General features: G+C 58.4%; 16 protein-coding genes. 8 read left to right on the top strand and 8 right to left on the bottom strand.

All coding sequences use genetic code 11. From position 1 onward, the window contains the following. Positions 1–54 precede the first annotated feature (54 nt). The 3 genes from ACR0AY_RS07215 to ACR0AY_RS07205 all read right to left on the bottom strand — a co-directional run bounded on the left by ACR0AY_RS07215 (position 55) and on the right by ACR0AY_RS07205 (position 3,676). Positions 55–1,509 carry an NAD(P)(+) transhydrogenase (Re/Si-specific) subunit beta gene (locus ACR0AY_RS07215; protein ID WP_170397117.1) on the bottom strand — a complete coding sequence of 485 codons (1,455 nt, stop codon included), beginning with the start codon at positions 1,507–1,509 and terminating at the stop codon, positions 55–57. Between the two features lie 13 nt (positions 1,510–1,522). After that, positions 1,523–3,094 carry a Re/Si-specific NAD(P)(+) transhydrogenase subunit alpha gene (locus ACR0AY_RS07210; RefSeq protein WP_170397119.1) on the bottom strand — a complete coding sequence of 524 codons (1,572 nt, stop codon included), beginning with the start codon at positions 3,092–3,094 and terminating at the stop codon, positions 1,523–1,525. A 132-nt stretch (positions 3,095–3,226) separates the two neighbouring features. Next, positions 3,227–3,676: a methyltransferase family protein gene (locus ACR0AY_RS07205; protein ID WP_170397122.1), complete on the bottom strand. Its 450-nt coding sequence runs from the start codon at positions 3,674–3,676 to the stop codon at positions 3,227–3,229. 196 nt (positions 3,677–3,872) lie between these two features. Between ACR0AY_RS07205 and kynU the strand changes: the two genes are divergently transcribed. After that, positions 3,873–5,066 (top strand): kynureninase, encoded by a 1,194-nt coding sequence (gene kynU / locus ACR0AY_RS07200; RefSeq protein WP_170511577.1) that lies wholly within the window; start codon positions 3,873–3,875, stop codon positions 5,064–5,066. Here the strand turns inward: kynU and ACR0AY_RS07195 are convergent. Then, the gene (locus ACR0AY_RS07195) at positions 5,059–5,637 is read right to left on the bottom strand and encodes a TetR/AcrR family transcriptional regulator (protein ID WP_170424159.1); all 579 of its coding nucleotides are present in this window, start codon (positions 5,635–5,637) and stop codon (positions 5,059–5,061) included. The two genes, kynU and ACR0AY_RS07195, sit on opposite strands and share 8 nt — an antisense overlap. A gap of 99 nt (positions 5,638–5,736) precedes the next feature. On the opposite strand from ACR0AY_RS07195, the gene ACR0AY_RS07190 reads away from it, so the two are divergent. Together ACR0AY_RS07190 and ACR0AY_RS07185 are read left to right on the top strand one after the other, a co-directional pair. After that, on the top strand, positions 5,737–6,201 hold the full coding sequence (locus tag ACR0AY_RS07190) for a (2Fe-2S)-binding protein (protein ID WP_170397127.1): 465 nt from the start codon (positions 5,737–5,739) through the stop codon (positions 6,199–6,201). Between the two features lie 3 nt (positions 6,202–6,204). Continuing rightward, positions 6,205–8,445, top strand: a complete 2,241-nt coding sequence (locus ACR0AY_RS07185) for a molybdopterin cofactor-binding domain-containing protein (RefSeq protein ID WP_170511251.1) — start codon at positions 6,205–6,207, stop codon at positions 8,443–8,445. Positions 8,446–8,496: 51 nt separating this feature from the next. Here ACR0AY_RS07185 and ACR0AY_RS07180 read toward each other — a convergent pair whose 3' ends face one another. The 4 genes from ACR0AY_RS07180 to ACR0AY_RS07165 all read right to left on the bottom strand — a co-directional run bounded on the left by ACR0AY_RS07180 (position 8,497) and on the right by ACR0AY_RS07165 (position 13,821). Next, the gene (locus ACR0AY_RS07180) at positions 8,497–9,861 is read right to left on the bottom strand and encodes an autotransporter outer membrane beta-barrel domain-containing protein (RefSeq protein ID WP_170511253.1); all 1,365 of its coding nucleotides are present in this window, start codon (positions 9,859–9,861) and stop codon (positions 8,497–8,499) included. 403 nt (positions 9,862–10,264) lie between these two features. Further along, a complete protein-coding gene (locus ACR0AY_RS07175) occupies positions 10,265–11,044 on the bottom strand; it encodes a gamma-glutamyl-gamma-aminobutyrate hydrolase family protein (RefSeq protein ID WP_170397133.1) in 780 nt (259 codons plus the stop codon). A 134-nt stretch (positions 11,045–11,178) separates the two neighbouring features. Then, positions 11,179–11,604, bottom strand: coding sequence for a heme-binding protein (locus tag ACR0AY_RS07170; RefSeq protein WP_170424166.1), 426 nt, complete (start codon positions 11,602–11,604; stop codon positions 11,179–11,181). A gap of 81 nt (positions 11,605–11,685) precedes the next feature. Further along, positions 11,686–13,821 (bottom strand): malate synthase G, encoded by a 2,136-nt coding sequence (locus ACR0AY_RS07165; protein WP_170511255.1) that lies wholly within the window; start codon positions 13,819–13,821, stop codon positions 11,686–11,688. 204 nt (positions 13,822–14,025) lie between these two features. Here ACR0AY_RS07165 and pepN point away from each other — a divergent pair, with 204 nt between their 5' ends. The 5 genes from pepN to pepT all read left to right on the top strand — a co-directional run bounded on the left by pepN (position 14,026) and on the right by pepT (position 21,370). After that, on the top strand, positions 14,026–16,578 hold the full coding sequence (gene pepN, locus ACR0AY_RS07160) for an aminopeptidase N (RefSeq protein ID WP_170511257.1): 2,553 nt from the start codon (positions 14,026–14,028) through the stop codon (positions 16,576–16,578). After that, positions 16,575–17,003, top strand: coding sequence for a hypothetical protein (locus ACR0AY_RS07155; protein ID WP_170397141.1), 429 nt, complete (start codon positions 16,575–16,577; stop codon positions 17,001–17,003). Before pepN ends, ACR0AY_RS07155 begins: the two co-directional genes overlap by 4 nt. A gap of 126 nt (positions 17,004–17,129) precedes the next feature. Continuing rightward, positions 17,130–18,389 (top strand): hypothetical protein, encoded by a 1,260-nt coding sequence (locus ACR0AY_RS07150; RefSeq protein ID WP_170511259.1) that lies wholly within the window; start codon positions 17,130–17,132, stop codon positions 18,387–18,389. 77 nt (positions 18,390–18,466) lie between these two features. After that, the gene (gene gatB / locus ACR0AY_RS07145; protein ID WP_170511261.1) at positions 18,467–19,978 is read left to right on the top strand and encodes an Asp-tRNA(Asn)/Glu-tRNA(Gln) amidotransferase subunit GatB; all 1,512 of its coding nucleotides are present in this window, start codon (positions 18,467–18,469) and stop codon (positions 19,976–19,978) included. Between the two features lie 153 nt (positions 19,979–20,131). Next, positions 20,132–21,370 carry a peptidase T gene (gene pepT / locus ACR0AY_RS07140; protein ID WP_170511263.1) on the top strand — a complete coding sequence of 413 codons (1,239 nt, stop codon included), beginning with the start codon at positions 20,132–20,134 and terminating at the stop codon, positions 21,368–21,370. The last annotated feature ends 90 nt before the right edge of the window (positions 21,371–21,460 follow it).

Raw genomic sequence — 21,460 nt, 5'->3', positions numbered from 1 at the left:
ACAAAAGAAAAGGGCGCCCTCAGGCGCCCTTTGCAATCAGATTGTCCCTTCTGATCAATCGATCATGGGCAACAGCTTGTCGAGCGAAGCCTTGGCGTCGCCATAGAACATGCGGGTGTTCTCCTTGAAGAACAGCGGGTTCTCGATGCCCGAATAGCCGGTGCCCTGACCACGCTTGGACACAAACACCTGCTTGGCTTTCCAGCATTCCAACACCGGCATCCCGGCGATGGGGCTGTTCGGGTCTTCCTGCGCCGCAGGGTTCACGATATCGTTCGAGCCAATCACGATGGCCACATCCGTATCCGGGAAGTCGTCGTTGATCTCGTCCATCTCCAGAACAATGTCATACGGCACCTTCGCCTCGGCCAGCAGCACGTTCATGTGGCCCGGCAGACGACCGGCAACGGGGTGGATCGCAAAGCGCACGTTCTTGCCCTTGGCGCGCAGCTTGCGGACCAGCTCGGACACCGACTGCTGCGCCTGCGCCACGGCCATGCCGTAGCCGGGGATGATGACGATACTATCTGCATCATTCAGCGCCGCCGCGACACCATCTGCCTCGATGGCGATCTGTTCACCCTCAACAGCCATCTGTTCACCCTGCGGGCCACCAAAGCCGCCCAGAATTACGCTGACAAAGTGACGGTTCATCGCCTTACACATGATGTAGGACAGGATTGCACCAGACGAGCCCACCAATGCACCAACCACGATCAGCAGGTCGTTGCCTAGCGAGAAGCCGATGGCCGCAGCCGCCCAACCCGAATAGCTGTTCAGCATCGACACAACCACCGGCATGTCGGCCCCGCCGATGCCCATGATCAGGTGATAGCCGATGAACAGCGCTGCCAGAGTCATCAGGAACAGCGGGAAGAAACCGCCCGAATTGGTGTACCAGATCAGGCAGATGAACGACAAAGCAGCCGCACCCGCGTTCAAAGCATGACCGCCCGGAAGCTTGGTCGCCGCCGAGGTCACCTTGCCCGCCAACTTGCCATAAGCCACGACCGATCCAGTAAAGGTGATCGCACCGATGAAGATACCGAGGAACAGCTCAACATGCAGGATCGCCAGTTCGGCCGCGGTCTTCTTCGCGATCAGCTTGGCGAACGCCCCGAGATCGGACAGGTCTGCCTGAGACGCACTGTCAGCAATCGCCATGACTTGCGCCACATTGCCGATCTCGAAATGGGCATTGAATCCCACGAACACAGCCGCGAGACCCACCAGCGAATGCATCGCGGCCACAAGCTGCGGCATCTCGGTCATCTGCACGCGTTGCGCCACGTACTGTCCGATCAGACCACCGCCCGCGATCAGAAGCAATGACAGCAGCCACAGGCCTGAACCCGGACCAACCAGCGTGGCAAAAACCGCCAGCGCCATACCAACAATGCCATACCAGACCGCTCGCTTGGCGCTTTCCTGGTTCGACAACCCACCCAGAGACAGGATGAAAAGGACAGCCGCAACGACATAGGCGGCAGTAGTGAAGCCAAATTCCATGTGCCCGGCCTCCTTAAGATTTCTGGAACATGGCGAGCATGCGCCGGGTTACGAGGAAGCCGCCGAAGATGTTGATTCCGGCCATGAAGACGCTAAGCGCTGCCAGCAGAATGACAAGGAAAGATCCCGATCCGATCTGCATTAAGGCTCCAACGATAATGATCGACGAGATCGCGTTGGTGATCGCCATCAGTGGTGTGTGCAGGCTATGGCTCACATTCCAGATCACCTGGAAGCCCACAAAGATCGCCAGCACAAAAACGATGAAATGCTGCATGAAGCTGGCCGGAGCGATCAACCCCACCAGCAACATCAACGCACCGCCGACGCCCAGCAACGTGAACTGTTGCTTGGTCTGCGCTTTGAAGGCCGCGATTTCCTGCGCCCTTTTCTCTTCCGGCGTCAGTTCCTTGACCTCGGCCTTAGGCTGTGCCGCAATCGCCTGCACCTTGGGCGGCGGTGGCGGGAAGGTGATCTCGCCCTCATGGGTCACGGTCGCGCCACGGATCACGTCATCTTCCATGTCGTGATTGACCTTGCCGTCCTTCTCGGGTGTCAGGTCAGCCATCATGTGACGGATATTGGTCGCGTAAAGAGACGATGACTGCGCCGCCATCCGGCTGGGGAAGTCGGTATAGCCGATAATGGTCACGCCATTGTCGGTCACGATCTTCTCATCCGGTACCGTCAGTTTACAGTTACCGCCCTTTTCCGCTGCAAGGTCAACGATGACCGAACCCGGCTTCATGCTCTCGACCATATCTTTGGTCCAAAGCTCAGGTGCCTCACGGTTGGGTATCAGCGCCGTGGTAATGACGATGTCCATCTCGGGTGCCAGTTCCCGGAACTTGGCAAGCTGGGCGTTGCGGAATTCTTCCGACTGGACCGATGCGTAGCCGCCAGTCGATGCACCGTCCTGCTGTTCTTCCTCAAAATCCAGATAGACGAACTCAGCCCCCATGGATTCGACCTGCTCGGCCACTTCGGGGCGCACGTCGAACGCATAGGTGATCGCACCCAGCGAGGTTGAGGTCCCAATCGCGGCCAGACCAGCCACACCAGCACCAACGATCAGCACCTTGGCAGGCGGCACCTTACCGGCCGCCGTCACCTGACCGGTGAAGAAACGGCCAAAGTTGTTGCCTGCCTCGATCACAGCACGGTACCCGGCGATATTGGCCATCGAAGACAGCGCGTCCATCTTCTGCGCGCGCGAGATACGCGGGACCATCTCCATCGCGATCACGGTTGCGCCCTTGGATTTGGCGGCCTCCATCCCATCTTCATTCCCAGCCGGGTTAAAGAAGGAAATCAGGGTCTTATCCTTGGTCAGACGCTTCAGTTCGGTGGCATCGGGCTGACGCACCTTGGCAATAATATCCGCCGCCTTCCAAAGCGAGGCGGCGGTCTTCATGACCTCAACGCCTGCGGCTTCATAAGCGGCGTCCGAAAACCCCGCAGCAGCGCCTGCGCCCTTTTCGATCAGGCACTCATAGCCCAGTTTCTGCAACTGCACAGCCGAGTCCGGAGTCATCGCGACCCGGTTCTCGCCCTTGTACGTTTCCTTTGGCGTCCCAATTTTCACCAGTCGGTTCCCCCTAATTTTTGATTCAGGCCAGGTGGGTGTTCAGCATAGAATGACAAGCAGACATGTATCCTGCGCAAGATTATTTCGCAAGCGCAGCAATTATGACGCTGTGTCATGATGACCACACCCTTATATCCATCGTCTGGTCTTGCGTTCATACCGGGCGAAATCGGCGCGGAATGTGCGGCGCAGACGGTCTTCCTCGGGTATGATAAAGCGGCGTTCCAGCACCCAGACAAAAACCGGGATCAGCACCAGCGACAACACCGCGTCAAAACGCAGGATCAGCCCGGTCAGGATTAGCACATCGCCCACATAGATAGGATTGCGGCTGCGCTTATAAATCCCGGTCTGCACCATGGTCGAGGGTGTTTCGTGCGGAAAGACCGTGGTTTTGTGCCGGCGGAACTCAATCACCGCCATCACGGCCAGAATGATACCGCCACCGATCAGTATGCCGCTGAGCAGATCTGTCACCGCTCCATCCAGAGACAACCCCAGCGGCAACACGCGCGCCTGGACCCAGGCGAGCAAGGCAAAGCCCACAAGCCAAACAGGTGGTATGTCGATCAGGCGCATGGCTGTCCCTTCACGCGGCGACACATGGTGGCAGATGTCGCTTCTGATCGCTCTCCTATCGTTTTCTGACCGCATTGGCAAAAGCGCAGGGTGTCGCATCGACCCAGGGCGCTGGACAACCCGCACCAATAGACAGACACAACGGGATCAGATAGCCAGTTACAACCTGACTGTTTCAGAAAGACAAAGCCTCGCCATGACCGATTTCGCCAAAACCAAATCCATGTTTCACCTGCCCGAGGGCATTCTTTATCTCGACGGTAACTCTCTGGGCCCGTTGCCGAAATCAGCCGGTGACCGTGTCGGAAGCATGATGAAGGACGAATGGGGTCAGTTGCTGATCACCGGCTGGAACAAAGCCGGGTGGATGGGTATGCCGACCGGCCTTGGGGATCGGATCGGACGGCTGATCGGGGCAGAGCCCGGCAGCGTCGTGGTAGGCGATACTCTGTCGATCAAGGTTTATCAGGCGGTCGCCTCAGCGCTGGAACTGAACCCGACCCGCAAGCTGGTCCTGTCGGACAACGGCAACTTCCCGTCGGATCTTTACATGGCAGATGGGCTGTTGCGATCACTGGGGACGGATTACGAACTGCGCGTGGTCGATCCCGAAAACGTCGCTGCACATATCACCGAAGAGGTCGCCGTTCTGATGCTGACCGAGGTCGATTATCGTTCCGGCCGTATGCATGACATGAAGGCTTTGACCGAACTGGCCCATGCGAACGGTGTCGTGACCGTCTGGGACCTTGCCCATTCTGCGGGGGCAATCCCGGTCGATCTGACCGGTTGCAGCGCGGATTTCGCTGTTGGCTGCACGTATAAGTATCTCAATGGCGGTCCCGGTGCGCCAGCGTTCGTCTATGTCGCTCCGCGTCTGTCGGATCGCGTGCGCCCGGCGCTTTCGGGCTGGTTGGGGCATGAAGCCCCCTTTGCCTTCGATCTCGACTATCGCCCCGGCGCGGGAATCGAGAGGATGCGGGTCGGAACCCCTCCGGTCATTCAGATGGCAGCGCTGTCGGCAGCGATGGATATCTGGGACATGGCTGAAATGGCCGATGTGCGCGCCAAGTCAATCGAATTGACCGAATTGTTCATTACCCGGGTTGAGGCTACCTGCCCGGGATTGACACTCGCAAGCCCCCGCGATCCAGCCCAGCGCGGAAGTCAAGTATCGTTTCATTTTGATGAAGGATACGCTGCCATGCAGGCTTTGATCGCGCGTGGCGTGATCGGCGATTTCCGAGCGCCCGATATCATGCGGTTTGGCTTCACACCGCTATATGTCGATGAAGGGGATGTAGAACAGGCCGCCCAAATTCTGGCCGATATCATAACCAACAAGCTGTGGGACAAACCGGAATACAAAATCCGTCAGCGCGTCACCTGACCTCAAGCGCCGCGCCCAAAAGCGTGGCCAATTGCGAAATGCCTTGTTCGAACTCTTCAGCGCTGGAGGCCGTCATCTTGACGCCCTTCAGCGATGTGGTGATTGTCTTTGCGGCCTCATCCGGGCCGACAGGCAAATGCGCGCGACCTGCCGCATCCTCGCGCCGTAACCATTCGGCGTAAAGTTGCGTCAATTTGGCCTCGCCCTCCTGAACGATATCCGTCGACATGGATTTGGTCGCGTCCAGCATTTCAAGCCCATGAGGTGAGGCCAAAATTTCAGCCATCCCGTTTGATTGCGCCTCGATCGCCTGAGCGAGGATCTGAGGCAAAGGACCTTCGCTGGCCAAGGCTTCAGCGACTAGGGTAACTTTCTCGCCATAATAAAACTGCGTCAGTTCGCGAACGATGGCCTCTTTATTCTTGAAATGCAGATAGACCGCAGGCCGGGACATCCCTGCCCCTTTGGCAATGTCATCCATCGAAGTTTTCTTAAACCCATAGGTCGCAAAGGCCTGAAATGCCGATTTCAGAATGGCCGCTGTCTTGGAATCTTCACTTACACTCGTCATGCGAGAACCTCTGACACTTCTTGTTCATTTTGTCAATTGACAAGATGACACTTTTCATTAATTATGTCAGAAACCAGCCAAAGCTAAGAGAGGTGCGCCATGGCGACGGCCCTTAAGATCAACGGAAAGACCCATCAGGTTGATCTGCCTGATGATGTGCCCTTGTTATGGGTTCTGCGTGATGAGGTTGGACTAACCGGTACCAAGTTCGGCTGTGGTGTGGCTGCCTGCGGCGCCTGCACCGTTCATATTGATGGTGAGGCCGTGCGGTCCTGCCAGGTAGCGCTCTCGGATGTTTGGGGTGATGTCACCACGATCGAGGGGCTTGGCACGCCTGACGCCATGGCAACGATCCAGAAGGCCTGGGTTGACCACCAAGTGGCCCAATGTGGTTACTGCCAGTCGGGCCAGATCATGCAGGCCGCATCGCTACTGGCTGAAAACCCGGCCCCAACGGACGAAGACATCGACGATGCGATGCAAGGCAACCTTTGCCGCTGTGGCACCTATCCTCGCATCCGCGCGGCCATCCATGATGCCGCTGCCAAGTTGAAGGAGGCTTGAGCCATGGGACGTATCGGTAAAATCGTTCGCCGCACATTCCTGATCGGATCTGCCGCCATCGTAGGTGGAGTGGCCTTCGGTGCCTACTACGTCACGCGTCCAGCTGCCAACCCGCTGAAACCGCGTGACGGGGAAACCGCGCTCAGCCCCTTTGTTCTGATCGACCAGCAGGGCGTGACCCTGTTCGCCCCCCGCGCTGAAATGGGTCAGGGCGTTATGACCACCTGGGCAGCACTGATCGCCGAGGAGCTGGATGTTGAGCTGGACGAAATCCGTGTGCTGCACGGACCTGCTGCTGCCGCCTATTACAACCATGCTCTTATGGGGGAAAGCCTGCCAGGCAAGGGCTATGACATCTCGGATTTCCAGCACAATCTGGGTGAGGCACTGGGTGTTCTGGGCAAAACGTTAAGCCTGCAGGTTACCGGCGGCTCAACCTCGATGAAAGACGGGTTCGAACGGATGCGGATGGCTGGCGCTACTGCGCGCGAAACCTTGAAGCAGGCTGCCGCGGACCAACTGGGGGTCGATCGCGATCAACTCATGACCGAAAATGGTGCTGTGGTTGCCCCGGATGGCACTCGCATTCCCTATAGCGAACTGGCCGAGGCCGCAGGCCAGATCGAACCGCCCGAGGTTTCCCTGCGTGATCCGTCCGAATGGCGTTTGCTCGGCAAATCCCTGCCCCGCGTCGACATTCCGGGCAAATCCACCGGCACCGCCACCTTTGGCATCGACGTGCGCCCCGAGGGCCTGAAATTCGCCTCGGTCCGCATGAACCCCAAGCTGGGCGGGGCAATGAACGGCTTTGACGCCAGTGCTGCAGAAGCCATGCCCGGCGTTGAAAAGATCGTCGATCTGGGCACTGGCGTCGCGGTGATTGCCAACAACACTTGGCTTGCCATGCAGGCGGTCGAGGCGATTGACGTGGATTGGGGCGATGCCCCCTATCCGCCCGATACTGATGCGGTATTCGCGCAAATTGCCAACGCGTTTGATGACGCCCCGAACTCGACCATGCGCGATGAAGGCGATGTCGAAACGCTTCCTGAAGGTGCCACCGAGATTACGGCAGAATATACCGTGCCCTATCTGGCCCACGCCACAATGGAACCGATGAACGCCACGGCGCTCTATACCAGTAACAAGCTGGACCTGTGGTGCGGCAATCAGGCCCCGACCCTGATCCAGATCCGCGCAGCCAACACCGCCGGTCTGGACACCGAAGCCGTCGAGATTCACACCACCTATCTGGGCGGCGGTTTCGGCCGCCGGGGCGAGCTGGATTTCGGCGAGATCGCCACAAAGGTCGCCATGGCCATTCCAGGCACCCCTGTGCAAACGACGTGGAGCCGCGAAGAGGATATGCGTCACGATTTCTACCGCCCCGGCGCGATGGCGCGCATGCGAGGGGCAGTGAAGGATGGCAAGGCCGTTCTGATCGACGGCAAGGTCGCCTCGCAATCGCCGACCCATCAGGCGGTTGAACGTGTTACGGGTTTCTCAGGCGGTGGCCCCGACAAGGTTCTGGTTGAGGGATTTTTTAACCAGCCCTACGCGGTGCCCAACTACCGCATGAGCGGTCATGTCGCCGATCTGGCCGTGCCGGTGGGCTTCTGGCGCTCGGTCGGCAACAGCCATAATGCCTTCTTCCACGAGACCTTCCTGGATGAAATGGCCCATGCCGCCGGGCGCGACCCGCTGGAGTTCCGGCTGGAGTTGGCAAGGTCCGAGTTCGCCCCGGCTGCGGGATGCCTGGAGGCCGTGAAAGAGATGTCAGGCTGGACCGGCAAAACCCCCGATGGTGTCGGACGTGGCGTGGCAATGGCCTACAGTTTTGGCACCCCGGTCGCACAGGTGATCGAAGTGGTTGACGATGACGGCACCATCCGCATCAACAAGGCCTGGATCGCCTGCGATGTCGGCTTGGCTTTGGATCCGGCGACGGTCGAGGCGCAGATGATCGGCGGCATGATCTACGGATTGTCTGCCGCCGCTCAAGAAGAGATCACCTTTGCCGATGGCGAGGTCGAACAGTACAATTTCCCGGATTATGATGCGTTACGGATGCAAAGCACACCGATCACGGAAGTCCGGATACTCGAGACCAACAAACATCTGGGCGGTGTCGGTGAACCGGGGACACCGCCGTCGATGCCTGCTTTGGGCAACGCGCTGTTCGACCTGACCGGCCAACGCGCGCGCAGCTTGCCGCTGAACAAGCAGTTCGACTTGCTCGTATGATCAATTTGCGCCGACCCGGTTCTGGGTCGGCGCTCGCTCTTCCTGATGGCCTTAGAAGTTGACAGAAAGAAAGATTGCAGCTTCCGTCGCTTCAAAATCACTTTCGAACATGTCGAGATATCCGATTGAAGCCTCCAGAAACACCGTCTTGCTTGTGCGTCCTCTCACACCCAAACGGGTTGACCAAACAACATCATTGTCAGTGTTTGCAACTGTTCCACCCCCTAAGTTCTCGCGTTCAAACCAATAGGTCGCGCTGAGCGATGCATAAGGTGAAATGACAGAGTTGCCATTGAAGAACGGACGACTTACTTCGACCTCGGGCGTTAGGGCACTGTATTTTGCTTCTTGGATTTCACCAATAAACTCGGCTGGATTTCCCAGATACGTCCCGGTGAGATCGTAATCCTCGGCACTGTAATTATAGTAATCAAACGAGATCGACGGACGAATTAAGTAAGCTCCAGCCTCATATTGTCCGATTGCCTCGAGATTCGCGCGCCAACGGGTGCGATCAAAATCACCGCTCAGCTCCAGCACATCCACATCCGTGGAGAAGCGACCGACCGTGGCGAGACCGTTTAGAACCCACCTCTCAGACATCCGCCAGGCGAAATAGGGTCCGATCGCGAATCCCGAAGTATCCTGAGAAAACTGCCCCTGAAAGCCGTCCAGCTGGGTGTTTTCGTATTCAAGCTGCAAACCAAGCACGAGGTTTTCTTGGACAAGACGGTCGATTCCAATTTCGAAAAAGCTGTCGTTCACATCCAGTTCGCTGTTTCCACGGGTGTCTTCAATGTCTGTGTAGGTGAAATTGGTCCATACATTCCAAACAGATTCTGGCCCAAACTCGCGCCCCTCCGTCAGCGGAGGGCCGACAACCGGATCGCACAAGGCAGGGTCAAGCTTACCCGTCGCATCCGCCACGCAGGCTTGATCATCGCCCGAAGGTCGCCCACTTACGTAGAGCGGATTAACGGGTCGACCTGTCTCGCCTATGTTGCCAATTCCACCGCCCGACCCTCCGGAACCGCCACCAGAGCCACCACCAGAACCGCCACCAGAGCCACCACCGGATCCGCCACCAGAGCCACCACCGGATCCGCCCGAGCCGCCGCCACCGCCGAAGCCACCCCCGGAACCGCCGCCTCCAAAGCCGCCCCCGCCTCCGAATCCGCCACCTGATCCACCCGAGCCGCCGCCACCGCCGAAGCCACCACCGGAACCGCCGCCGGATCCACCCGAGCCGCCTCCGTTTCCTCCCCCGCCGCCACCATTGCCACCACCCCAACCCGGCAGCGTCCAATCTCTTTTTTGGTTTTGCGTATCGATCAGACAGTCGCGCCCATTTGGTGCCCCTCCGCGTTTGAACAGACGATGAACGCCCCCTGATCCATTAGATACGAAGGGAGACAAGCTTAGATGAACTCCGGGCCGAGATCGGCTCCAGGTATCAACGGTCGTGTTGCCCTGTGCAGCTTCCAGACGAAAAGCACCGCTTTCCGTCTGCGATAACCACAATGAGGATGAAGAGTCAGGTGTTCGCCCGATGTAAAGCAGGTCTCCGGCCGAGCTGCATTGTTGCGCATGCCCAGCAGTTCCCAGGACCGCCAAAAAAAGTGCCGCAGGAACGAATTCTCTTAAACCGCGAGGGTACTTTCCTGAAAAGCTGTGCATGAACTGCTCCGAACCCAGTCAGATTTGAATATGGCCAAGGGTATCTCGGCGCAAATTCGCGGTTCAGGGAAGATATCCAATTATCTTTTTATTCGAATGTTGCCGGCAAACCTTAGAACGATCCATCGACAGATTAGCGTGACTAAGCAGACTGCCGGATCGCCCCGACCGTTTTCGCGTTTTTCCAATCGTATACGGCGCGACCAAATTCCTTGAACAATGGCCGCGAAACCGGGTCATTCGCCGCGTCCCATTCAGGGTGCCATTGGACCGAAAGGGTAAAGCCGGGGGCATCCTCGACATAGATCGCCTCGGGCGTGCCATCAGGCGCGTGGCCATCGATCACCACATTCTCGCCCAGCGTCTTGATCCCTTGTCCGTGTAACGTATTGGTCATCACTTCGGCCGCGCCCAGCAGGCGGTGGAACACACCACCTTCGGTTAGCGACACGACATGGCGCAGAGCAAACTTCTCCTCCAAAGTGCCGTCGGGTGGCATCCGGTGGTTCTGACGCCCCGGGAGGTCACGAATCTCAGGGTAGAGCGTACCACCCAAGGCGACGTTTACTTCTTGAAACCCGCGACAAATCCCAAAGAACGGCTGACCCCGCTCAGCACAAGCCCGGATTAAAGGCAGCGTGATTGCATCCCGCGCGCGGTCAAACTCACCATGCGCCTCGGTCGCGGGCTCGCCATATTCTTCGGGGTGAACGTTCGGACGGCCGCCGGTCAACAGGAAGCCGTCGCAAACCTCGAGCAACTCATCAACCGCAACATAGCGCGGGTCGGCGGGGATCAGTAGCGGCAGACAGTCAGACACGTTCGAGACCGCCTCGGAATTCATCGTTCCGCCCGCATGGGTCGGATACTGATCATTCATCAGATAAGAGTTGCCGATTATTCCAACGACGGGGCGCGCCATTCCAAGTCCCTTGTATAGCTCATTTCCTGCAAAACCTATCGGCAGGTTTGGCCGCGCGCAACGGCACAGACCCTGCATGGTAGCGCAAGCGCGTGTTCAGCGACGCACATCCCCGATGAAGTTCGGCGTAGGGGTCAGATCTCGCCCGTCAACCCAGCGGCTTCGATACCTGCCAACGCGGCCGCTGCGTCATTATCCGAAGTGTCGCCGGTTACACCCACGGCACCGATCACCGCGCCCTTGCGGTCACGCAGCAGCACACCGCCAGGAACCGGAACAACCTGACCGCCATAAACCCCGTTCACGGCCGCCATGAAATAGGCCTGCCCTTCGGCCCGCTGCATCTGCGCGGTCCCCGCCATACCCAGCATTACCGATCCGTAGGCCTTACCATGTGCGATAGCAAAACGCCCCGGCGCAGCACCGTCTTCGCGTTCGAACGCGATCACGTGACCGCCGGCGTCCAGGACAACAACCGAGAGCGGTTTCAGCTCCATCTCGCGCCCTTTTTCCAGAGCTTTCCGAATGATGGTCCGCGCTTTGCGCAATGAAATGTTCATGCCCGATCCTTTTCATCTGGCCAAAAATACCTTCGGGGGAGCACGAGGGGGCAGACAGCCCCCTCGTACCTGCCGTTGCCCCTAGCTCAAACTTGCCTTCAGTTCCAGGCGACGGGCGTGCAGCACAGGCTCGGTATAACCCGAGGGCTGCACCCGCCCCCGGAACACCAGATCACAAGCCGCCTGAAACGCCACCCCGTCAAAACCCGGTGCCATGGGCCTGTAGGCCGGGTCTCCTTCGTTCTGACGGTCCACTACCGCGGCCATTTTCTGCATCGCCGCCATCACCTGTTCCTGACTGACCACATCGTGATGCAACCAGTTGGCCAGCGCCTGCGAAGAAATCCGACAGGTCGCGCGGTCCTCCATCAGTCCTATGTCGTTGATATCCGGAACTTTCGAGCAGCCAACACCCTGATCAATCCAGCGCACAACATAACCCAAGATTCCTTGTGCGTTGTTTTCGATCTCACGGGTGATCTCACCAGCGCTGAGATTACGACCGCCCAGCAGAGGTATGGTCAGCAGATCATTCAACGTACCCCGAGCCCCGCCAGCAGCCAATTCATCCTGGCGCGCCAACACATCGATCTTGTGATAGTGGGTTGCATGAAGCGTTGCCGCAGTAGGTGACGGCACCCAGGCGCAGGTTGCACCGGATTGCGGGTGGCCGATCTTGGTCGCCAGCATGTCCGCCATCCGATCGGGCATGGCCCACATACCCTTGCCAATTTGCGCTCTGCCTTTCAGGCCGCAGACCAGTCCGATATCCACATTGCGATCCTCGTAAGACGCAATCCATGGCGTATCCTTGATATCGCCCTTCGGCAGCATCGGGCCTGCTTCCATAGAAGTATGAATCTCATCCCCCGTCCGATCCAGGAATCCGGTATTGATAAAGGCCACGCGCGATTTTGCGGCCCGGATGCATTCCTTGAGGTTGGCCGATGTGCGCCGCTCTTCATCCATAATGCCCAGCTTCACCGTATTGCGCGGCAGGCCCAGGATATCCTCGACCATGTCGAAAATCTCGACCGAAAACGCCACCTCCTCGGGCCCGTGCATCTTGGGTTTGACCACATAGACAGACCCCTTGACCGAGTTCCCGCCCTCGCGCTTCAGGTCATGCATGGCGATCAGCGTTGTGCAGAGCGCGTCCATCAAACCTTCACCAATCTCGCGCCCTTCGGCATCCAGCACTGCGGGGTTCGTCATTAGATGGCCCACATTTCGCACCAGCATCAGCGACCGACCTTTCAGAGTGGCTGGCGTGCCATTCGGAGCCATGTAGGCCAAATCCCCGGCAAGCTTGCGCGTGAAGGTTGTGCCGCCTTTCGTAACCTCTTCGGTCAGGTTGCCGGCCATCAAGCCAAGCCAGTTTCCATAGGCCAACACCTTGTCGGTCGCGTCGACACAAGCAACAGAATCCTCGCAATCCATGATGGTCGAAAGCGCGGATTCCAAACGGACATCAGAAATACCTGCAGGATCGGTGGCGCCAATTGTGCTATGCGCATCAATCCTGACTTGAATGTGCAACCCGTTGTTGCTTAGCAATACAAACTCCGGTGCTTCAGCTGCGCCAGCGTAGCCTGCGAACTGAGACGGGTCGGCGAGCTTCGGCATCAGCGCACCGTCCTTAACGCTTAACCCGGAGACCTCCGCCCAGGACCCTTCGGATAGCGGCACAGCCTCATCCAGGAACGCCTTCGCCCAGGCGATGACCCGCGCACCGCGCCCGGCGTCATAAGCCTTGCCTGTCGGCAGATCGCCTAACGCATCTGTTCCATAAAGCGCATCATATAAACTGCCCCAGCGCGCATTTGCGGCATTCAACGCAAAGCGCGCGTTGGTGATCGGCACAACCAATTGCGGTCCGGGGATTAGCGCGATTTCAGGGTCGACACTGGCTGTCTCGATCTCGAAATCGTCGCCTTCCTCTACCAGATACCCAATCTCACGCAGAAAAGACTGATATTCAGCCGCGTCAATGGGCAACCCCCGCCGCGCCGCGTGCCAGCCATCGATCCGGCCCTGAATGTCAGCCCGCTTGTCCAGCAGCGCCCGGTTTTTCGGCCCAAGTTCATTGGCCAAGCGCGCCAGACCCGCCCAGAAATCAATTGCCGAAACTTCCGTGCCCGGCAGCGCCTTCTGTTCGATGAAATCCACCAGAACCGGGTCAATCTGCAGCCCGTTGCGGGTCTCTCTGCTGCTCATATTCCGAATCCCCTACGATTGTGTGCCATTGTATGCGCTCCTCAATTAGGGCGTTCGTTTCCGATAGGCAACTTCTGTCCCGACATGAGGGGCATTTGACCCAGCGCGAACCGTCTCAAATGAACAGCGGCAATGGCACATCGGTTGCAGCGTCCGCGCGAAGCCCATAACGTCTCGCCAGATTCCCAGTCGATGAGGCCCCCGATGCGCGACGCCGCCCCCACAACGATTTATCTGAAAGAATACACTCCGTTCGGGTTTCTAGTGGACAGTGTGCATCTGACCTTCGATCTGGCCGCACACGCCACTCGCGTCACTTCCCGCATCGCCTTCCGCCCGAACCCCGAAGCGACCGACCGCACGTTTTTTCTGCATGGCGAAGAGCTAAAGCTGATCCGTGCTGCAATTGATGGCGACGTGATCACGCCTGAGGTGACCACCGAAGGCCTCACCGCACCGGTTCCAGACGCGCCTTTCGTGTGGGAGGCCGTGGTCGAGATCGATCCCGGCAATAACACCGCGCTTGAGGGGCTGTATATGTCGAACGGCATGTATTGCACCCAATGCGAGGCCGAAGGGTTTCGCAAGATCACCTATTACCCCGACCGCCCGGATGTGATGTCTACCTTCACGGTGCGCATCAATGGCGACCTTCCCGTGCTGCTATCGAACGGCAACCCTTCGGGCAAAGGCGAGGGCTGGGCTGAATGGGTCGATCCATGGCCAAAACCCGCCTATCTGTTCGCGCTGGTCGCCGGAGAGCTGATCGCCCATCCCGGCCAGTTCACCACCAAATCCGGTCGCGACGTCGAACTAAATCTCTGGGTCCGCCCCGGCGATGAAGACAAATGCGCCTTTGGCATGGAGGCCCTTAAAAAGTCGTTGAAATGGGATGAGGACGTCTATGGCCGCGAATACGATCTGGACGTGTTCAACATTGTGGCCGTGGACGATTTCAACATGGGCGCGATGGAGAACAAGGGGCTGAACATCTTCAACTCCTCCGCCGTTCTAGCCAGCCCTGAAACCTCGACCGATATGAATTTCGAACGGATCGAGGCGATCATCGCACATGAGTATTTCCACAACTGGACCGGCAACCGCATCACCTGCCGCGACTGGTTCCAACTGTGCCTGAAGGAGGGGCTGACCGTGTTCCGCGATGCGCAGTTCACCTCGGATATGCGCTCGGCTCCTGTGAAACGTATCCATGATACCATCGACCTGCGCGTGCGGCAATTCCCCGAAGATAACGGGCCACTTTCACACCCGGTCCGGCCCGAGAGTTTTCAGGAAATCAACAACTTCTACACCTCAACCGTCTATGAAAAAGGCGCCGAGGTGATCGGGATGCTGAAACGGCTGGTCGGAGATGAGGCCTACAGCAAAGCACTGGACCTTTACTTCGATCGCCATGACGGGCAGGCCTGCACGATCGAAGATTGGTTGAAAGTATTCGAAGACACCACGGGCCGCGACCTGACCCAGTTCAAACGTTGGTACAGCCAATCCGGTACCCCCCGTGTCTCAGTTGCCGAAGACTGGACTGATGGCACCTATACCCTGACGCTGCGCCAACGGACCGAGCCGACGCCGGGACAAGAGGACAAGCAACCTCAGGTCATCCCTATCGCTGTGGGTCTGCTTGGCCCGAACGGGGACGAGATACGTGCGACCGAAGTGCTGGAACTGACCGAAGCCGAGCAGAGTTTTACCTTTACCGGTCTCGCGGCCAAACCTGTGCCCTCGATCCTGCGTGATTTCTCGGCCCCTGTGATCCTTGAACATGAGATCAGCAATGCCGAACGCGCCTTCCTTCTGGCTCATGACACCGACCCGTTCAACCGCTGGCAGGCAGGGCGGTCGCTAGCCGAGGACACCCTGCTGCGCATGATCACCGATGAGGCAACGCCTGATACCGACTATCTTGACGGCTTGCTGGCAGTGCTACGGAATGAAGCGCTGGACCCGGCCTACCGGGCACTGATGCTGGGTCTGCCGACGCAATCGGAACTGGCCGCAACACTATTTGACAAGGGCATCACCCCCGACCCGATGGCGATCTGGCGAGCGGTTGAGACTTTGCGTCAAGCCACGGCGCAACACGTTCAAGACCTGCTCCCCCGTCTGAACAGTGAAACGCTGGTGGACGCGCCTTATCAGCCGGACGCTGAACAATCAGGCAAACGCGCCTTGGGCAGCGCGGCGCTTGCGCTGACCTCGAGACTGGATGGAGGTGCCAAGGCCGCAGAGCAATATGCACGTGCTGACAACATGACCCTGCAGTTGGCCGCGTTGTCTTGTCTGCTACGCGCGGGCAAAGGCGAACGTGAGCTGGCCGCCTTCTATGATCAATGGCAGCATGACCGGCTGGTCATGGACAAGTGGTTCGCCATGCAGGTCTTGATGACCGGACCGGAAAAATCGGTTGAGACCGCGCGCAGGTTGACCGAGCATGCTGATTTTAATTGGAAGAACCCAAATCGTTTCCGCGCCTTAATGGGATCCCTGGCAGGCAACCACGCAGGCTTCCACCAAGCGAACGGAGCAGGTTACGCGCTGCTGGCAGACTGGTTGATCCGACTTGATCCCGTAAACCCGCAGACCACCGCCAGGATGTGCAGCGTGTTCCAAACTTGGAAACGCTATGACGCCGACCGTCAGGCCGTAATACTTGCACAACTGAATCGCATTGGCGACACGCCGAACCTGTCCCGGGACACGACCGAAATGGTCACGCGCATCTTGGGCGCATGACCGCGTTTACGTTCACTCGACAGAACCGAAATCAGCGAACGGTTCTGATCCTGATCGGCGTTTACGCGATGTTGATCGCTTTGATGATCCTGCTGAACGCGGTCTGGTGGCTGATGGCGCTTCTGGCCCTGACTACCCTGCCCGCGCTGTGGGATGTTATCAAGGACACCAGCGCAGGTATGGAGCTGACCGATGAAACCCTGCGTTGGCACACCGGCCAACGTCAGGGACAACTCAAGCTGTCCGAGGTGGATCGATTCCGGTTTGACACGCGGTGGGATTTCTCAGTGCGCGTCTCAGCGGTTCTGAAATCCGACAAACGCGTGCGTTTACCCGATGAATCACTGCCGCCACACAAGCAATTCGAAATGGTCCTGAATCAGGCGGGATTCGCGGTCGAACGACATCATTTTAGAGTTTTCTGAAACGATTCATGGAGTCTGGGCCACATTGGCACCTGAATCACGGGTTCTCCGCGACGCAGTCTTGATTTGAGCAGATTTTTTGGCAAACTGGACGGGTTACAAGTTTGTTCCAGTTCGAGTTTTGCCATGTTTTGGTCTTTGAAGGCTTTTGCCGCCCGTATTGTCGGTTCTTCTGATCCCACCCCTACACCTCTGCCTGCGTCCGTCGCCGATGCTACTGCATGGCTTGTCGCCTCGGGGCAGTTGAACATCCCAATCGCAGAATCAGATGAAAATGATGCGATCGGGCATCAGGTGATCGAACGTGGCCGCCATCTGGCGCGGCAGGATATGTGGGCAGAACTGTCGCTGGAGATGCGCACTGCAGATGAGGGGCGCAAGGCTACCCCTTGCGGGCAGCCGATCTCCGAGCTGTTGGCCTTTGGGGCCCGGTCCGATGTGGTTTTGGCGGCCGAGCACGCGCTGTCGGACGGCAAAGCACTGTCAGACTATGATCTGCTGGGCGGGATCTCGGAATTGGAAGGCGAGATTCAGAACCATCCCGATGATCCGATGATCACGCTTGTGGTTGCTTTGGCCCATATCGATTTGGCGTGGGCCTGGCGCGGGACGGCGCACCCGGACACGCTGCCGGCGCTGCACCAATCCCGTTGTGCCGCGCATTTCGACCGGGCTGCTGCGCTGCTTCCGAAATGCCGCGCTGCGCTGCCCGACAGTCCGGCGATTGCTGCAGCGGATTGCGCCTTGCTGGCAGGACACATTGATCCGCGCACCCGCGTTGCTGATAAATACGAAGCCCTGATCACGCTGGATCCCCAGAACCATCGCCACATGCGCGCGATGGGCAGCCACCTTCTGCCACGCTGGTTCGGCAGCTATGAACAACTTGAAGTGCAAGCCTTGCGCAACGCCGCACGGACCCAGAAAAATTGGGGTGCGGGTGGATATACCTGGGTGCAATTCGACGCCATCGCGCTGGATGACGAGGCCTGCGCGCGGGTGGATGTCGAATACTTCATTGAAGGTTTGCGCGATATCGTTGCACGTCGTCCGGATCAGCAGACAATCAACCTGCTGGCGGCCTATTGCTCGGTCACATTGCAGAACAGAATGGGCCAGAACCCGCGCGCCGATATCGCCCGCAAACAGATTTGCGAGGCCGCAAACTGGCTGATCCGCGATCACATGACCGAACTGCATCCGCTGATCTGGGCCCATGCGGCTAACGGGTTCAATAACAGCCTTCGCGTCAACTCGGCCGAGCGTTTTGCCGCCCGTGGTCGCCGCGATGCGCTGAAGGCGATCGCCAATCTGTTGCGGGATGAGTTGCGCAGTGGGCAGAGTGTGACCTTTACACCGTCGGGGCTGCAGTTCTCGGGGAACTAAAGCGCCATTGCCCCTTGCCCCTTTGGCGCGCCGGGCCTAATACGCAGGCTTAGACTTCTGCGGAAATGAGGCGCGCCATGCTCGACCTGACATACGAAATGCCCAAACCCAAAACCATTGCCGGGGCCAAGCACGATTGGGAACTGGTGATCGGGATGGAGGTGCACGCTCAGGTCTCATCCAATGCCAAGCTGTTCTCGGGTGCATCAACCCAATTCGGGGCCGAGCCGAATTCGAACGTGGCCTTCGTGGACGCTGCGATGCCCGGCATGCTGCCAGTGATCAACGAGTATTGCGTTGAACAGGCCGTGCGCACCGGGCTGGGTCTGAAAGCGGATATCAACCTGAAATCGGCCTTTGACCGCAAGAACTACTTCTATCCCGACCTGCCGCAAGGATACCAGATTTCCCAGCTTTATCAGCCTATTGTAGGTGAAGGAGAAGTTCTGGTCGAGATGGGCGACGGTACCGCGCGCATGGTCCGCATCGAACGCATCCACATGGAGCAAGACGCGGGCAAATCGATCCACGACATGGATCCGCATATGTCCTTTGTCGACCTGAACCGGACCGGCGTCTGCCTGATGGAGATCGTTTCGCGCCCCGATATTCGCGGGCCGGAAGAGGCCGCGGCATATATCGCCAAGCTGCGTCAGATCATGCGTTACTTAGGCACCTGCGACGGCAACATGCAGAACGGCAACCTGCGGGCGGACGTAAACGTTTCGATCTGTTTGCCGGGTGCTTACGAGAAGTATCAGGAAACACAGGACTTTTCGCATCTGGGCACGCGCTGCGAGATCAAGAACATGAACTCAATGCGCTTTATCCAGCAAGCGATCGAGGTCGAAGCCCGCCGTCAGATTGCCATCGTTGAAGGCGGCGGCACGGTTGATCAGGAAACCCGTCTGTACGACCCGGACAAGGGCGAGACACGCTCGATGCGGTCCAAGGAAGAGGCGCATGATTATCGCTACTTCCCCGACCCTGACCTGCTGCCGCTGGAGATCGAACAGGCATGGGTGGATGACATCGCCGCCAATCTGCCCGAGCTGCCAGACGATAAAAAAGCTCGTTTTATCAGTGCGTTCGGCCTGACCGACTATGACGCATCGGTGCTGACCGCCGAGGTGGAATCGGCTGCTTATTTCGAAGAGGTCGCCAAGGGGCGCAGCGGCAAGCTGGCCGCGAACTGGGTCATCAACGAACTGTTTGGTCGCCTGAAAAAAGAAGACCACGACATCACCGAGTCTCCGGTGTCTCCGGCTCAGTTGGCGGGTATCATTGATCTGATTTCGTCGGATGCCATCTCGGGCAAGATCGCCAAGGATCTGTTTGAAATCGTCTATACCGAAGGCGGTGACCCGGCGCAGATCGTTGAAGACCGCGGCATGAAACAGGTGACAGATACCGGCGCGATCGAGGCCGCTTTGGACGAGATCATCTCGGCCAATCCGGCACAGGTTGAGAAGGCCAAGGTGAACCCAAAACTGGCCGGATGGTTCGTCGGACAGGTGATGAAGGCCACCGGCGGCAAGGCCAACCCGAAGGCCGTTAACGAACTGGTCAGCAAAAAGCTGGGTTCGTAAATCTTCCGAGTTGTACAAACCCCGGACAGGGGTTTGTTCGACTTGTACATAACGAAAACTTAATTTCAGAGCGCTTAAATCGGGCAAGCCATCGGCTTGACTCCCTGCCCGAATGCGCATTCTCATCTCGCCAAGTCAGAGAGGTGAGCATCAATGAAAAATCGTTTCGATCAGGAACTGGAAACCCGGCTGGTGCGCTATGCCGCCATCGACAGCCAGAGCGATGAGACCTCGCCATCGACCCCCAGCACCGAAATCCAGTTCGACATGCTGAACCTGCTGAAGCAAGAGCTTACCGAAATCGGTGCGCAGGATGTTGAGATGACTGGTGACAGCGTCGTGGTGGCAACCATCCCCGGTACGGCCGAAGGACCGACCATCGGGTTTCTGGCGCATGTAGACACCGCGCCTCAGTTCAACGCAACCGGGGTCAAGCCGCGGGTGATCAAGGGGTATAATGGCGGCGAGATTACATTCCCCGATGATCCCGATCTGGTGCTTTCGCCCGAAGAACACCCCTATCTGGCCGAGAAGATCGGGCATGACCTGATCACCGCCTCAGGCACCACGCTACTGGGGGCTGATGACAAGGCGGGCGTTTCGATCCTGATGACGATGGCGCGACACCTGCTTGAGAACAAGGACGTGCACCACGGTCCGATTCGCATCGCTTTTACCCCGGATGAAGAGATCGGGCGCGGTGTTACCGAACAGCTGCCCAAAGATCTGGGCGCGGATTTCGCCTATACGCTGGACGGGCAGGAACTGGGTGAGATCGAATACGAAAGCTTCTCGGCCGACCGAGCGGTGATTAAGATCACCGGCGTGTCGATCCACCCGGGACTGGCCAAAGACAAAATGGTAAACGCGGCGCATCTGGCTGCAAAGATCGTGCAGACCCTACCTCAGGCAACGATGACGCCCGAGGTGACGGATGGGCGCCAGGGGTTCATCCATGTCACCGATATGAACGGCGGCTCGTCCGAGATGGAGATAAAACTGATCCTGCGCGATTTCGAGATGGATGCGCTGGAAGCCCAGCGCGAGATCGTCCGGCAAGTCTGCGCCGCCGTACAGGCCACCGAGCCACGTGCGACCATCACCTGCGACATCTCCCATCAGTATCGCAACATGCGCTATTGGCTGGAAAATGACATGACGCCGGTTGATCTGGCCCGCGAGGCCTGCCGTGAACAAGGGATCGAGCCGGTCTCGGTGCCGATCCGGGGTGGCACCGACGGCTCGCGCCTGACCGAATTTGGCACACCGACACCTAATATCTTCACAGGCATGCAATGCATACACGGCCCGTTGGAATGGATTTCGGTGCAGGACATGGCGGTCGCGACAGAAACCTGCTTGTCACTCGTAGGCAAAGCAGCGCGGAGCTAAGGCCACAGTGCGGGCCGAAATTCGCCAATGCGCGATCTTGGCTTTCGCCCGCCTGTCAAAATGTTAATTTGCCCCGACACGGCAATCAGG

The sequence above is a fragment of the Ruegeria sp. A5 genome, assembly GCF_056543005.1.
The sequence above is the reverse complement of the archived record's forward strand: the minus strand, read 5'-3'. Positions and strand labels throughout refer to the sequence as shown.

Coding starts and splice junctions, on each gene's coding strand:
- pepN (WP_170511257.1), top strand. CDS start 14,026: ATGCGCGACGCCGCCCCCACAACGATTTATCTGAAAGAATACACTCCG.
- ACR0AY_RS07205 (WP_170397122.1), bottom strand. CDS start 3,676: ATGCGCCTGATCGACATACCACCTGTTTGGCTTGTGGGCTTTGCCTTG.
- gatB (WP_170511261.1), top strand. CDS start 18,467: ATGCTCGACCTGACATACGAAATGCCCAAACCCAAAACCATTGCCGGG.
- ACR0AY_RS07215 (WP_170397117.1), bottom strand. CDS start 1,509: ATGGAATTTGGCTTCACTACTGCCGCCTATGTCGTTGCGGCTGTCCTT.
- ACR0AY_RS07185 (WP_170511251.1), top strand. CDS start 6,205: ATGGGACGTATCGGTAAAATCGTTCGCCGCACATTCCTGATCGGATCT.
- ACR0AY_RS07190 (WP_170397127.1), top strand. CDS start 5,737: ATGGCGACGGCCCTTAAGATCAACGGAAAGACCCATCAGGTTGATCTG.
- ACR0AY_RS07165 (WP_170511255.1), bottom strand. CDS start 13,821: ATGAGCAGCAGAGAGACCCGCAACGGGCTGCAGATTGACCCGGTTCTG.
- ACR0AY_RS07170 (WP_170424166.1), bottom strand. CDS start 11,604: ATGAACATTTCATTGCGCAAAGCGCGGACCATCATTCGGAAAGCTCTG.
- ACR0AY_RS07150 (WP_170511259.1), top strand. CDS start 17,130: ATGTTTTGGTCTTTGAAGGCTTTTGCCGCCCGTATTGTCGGTTCTTCT.
- ACR0AY_RS07195 (WP_170424159.1), bottom strand. CDS start 5,637: ATGACGAGTGTAAGTGAAGATTCCAAGACAGCGGCCATTCTGAAATCG.
- ACR0AY_RS07155 (WP_170397141.1), top strand. CDS start 16,575: ATGACCGCGTTTACGTTCACTCGACAGAACCGAAATCAGCGAACGGTT.
- pepT (WP_170511263.1), top strand. CDS start 20,132: ATGAAAAATCGTTTCGATCAGGAACTGGAAACCCGGCTGGTGCGCTAT.
- kynU (WP_170511577.1), top strand. CDS start 3,873: ATGACCGATTTCGCCAAAACCAAATCCATGTTTCACCTGCCCGAGGGC.
- ACR0AY_RS07175 (WP_170397133.1), bottom strand. CDS start 11,044: ATGGCGCGCCCCGTCGTTGGAATAATCGGCAACTCTTATCTGATGAAT.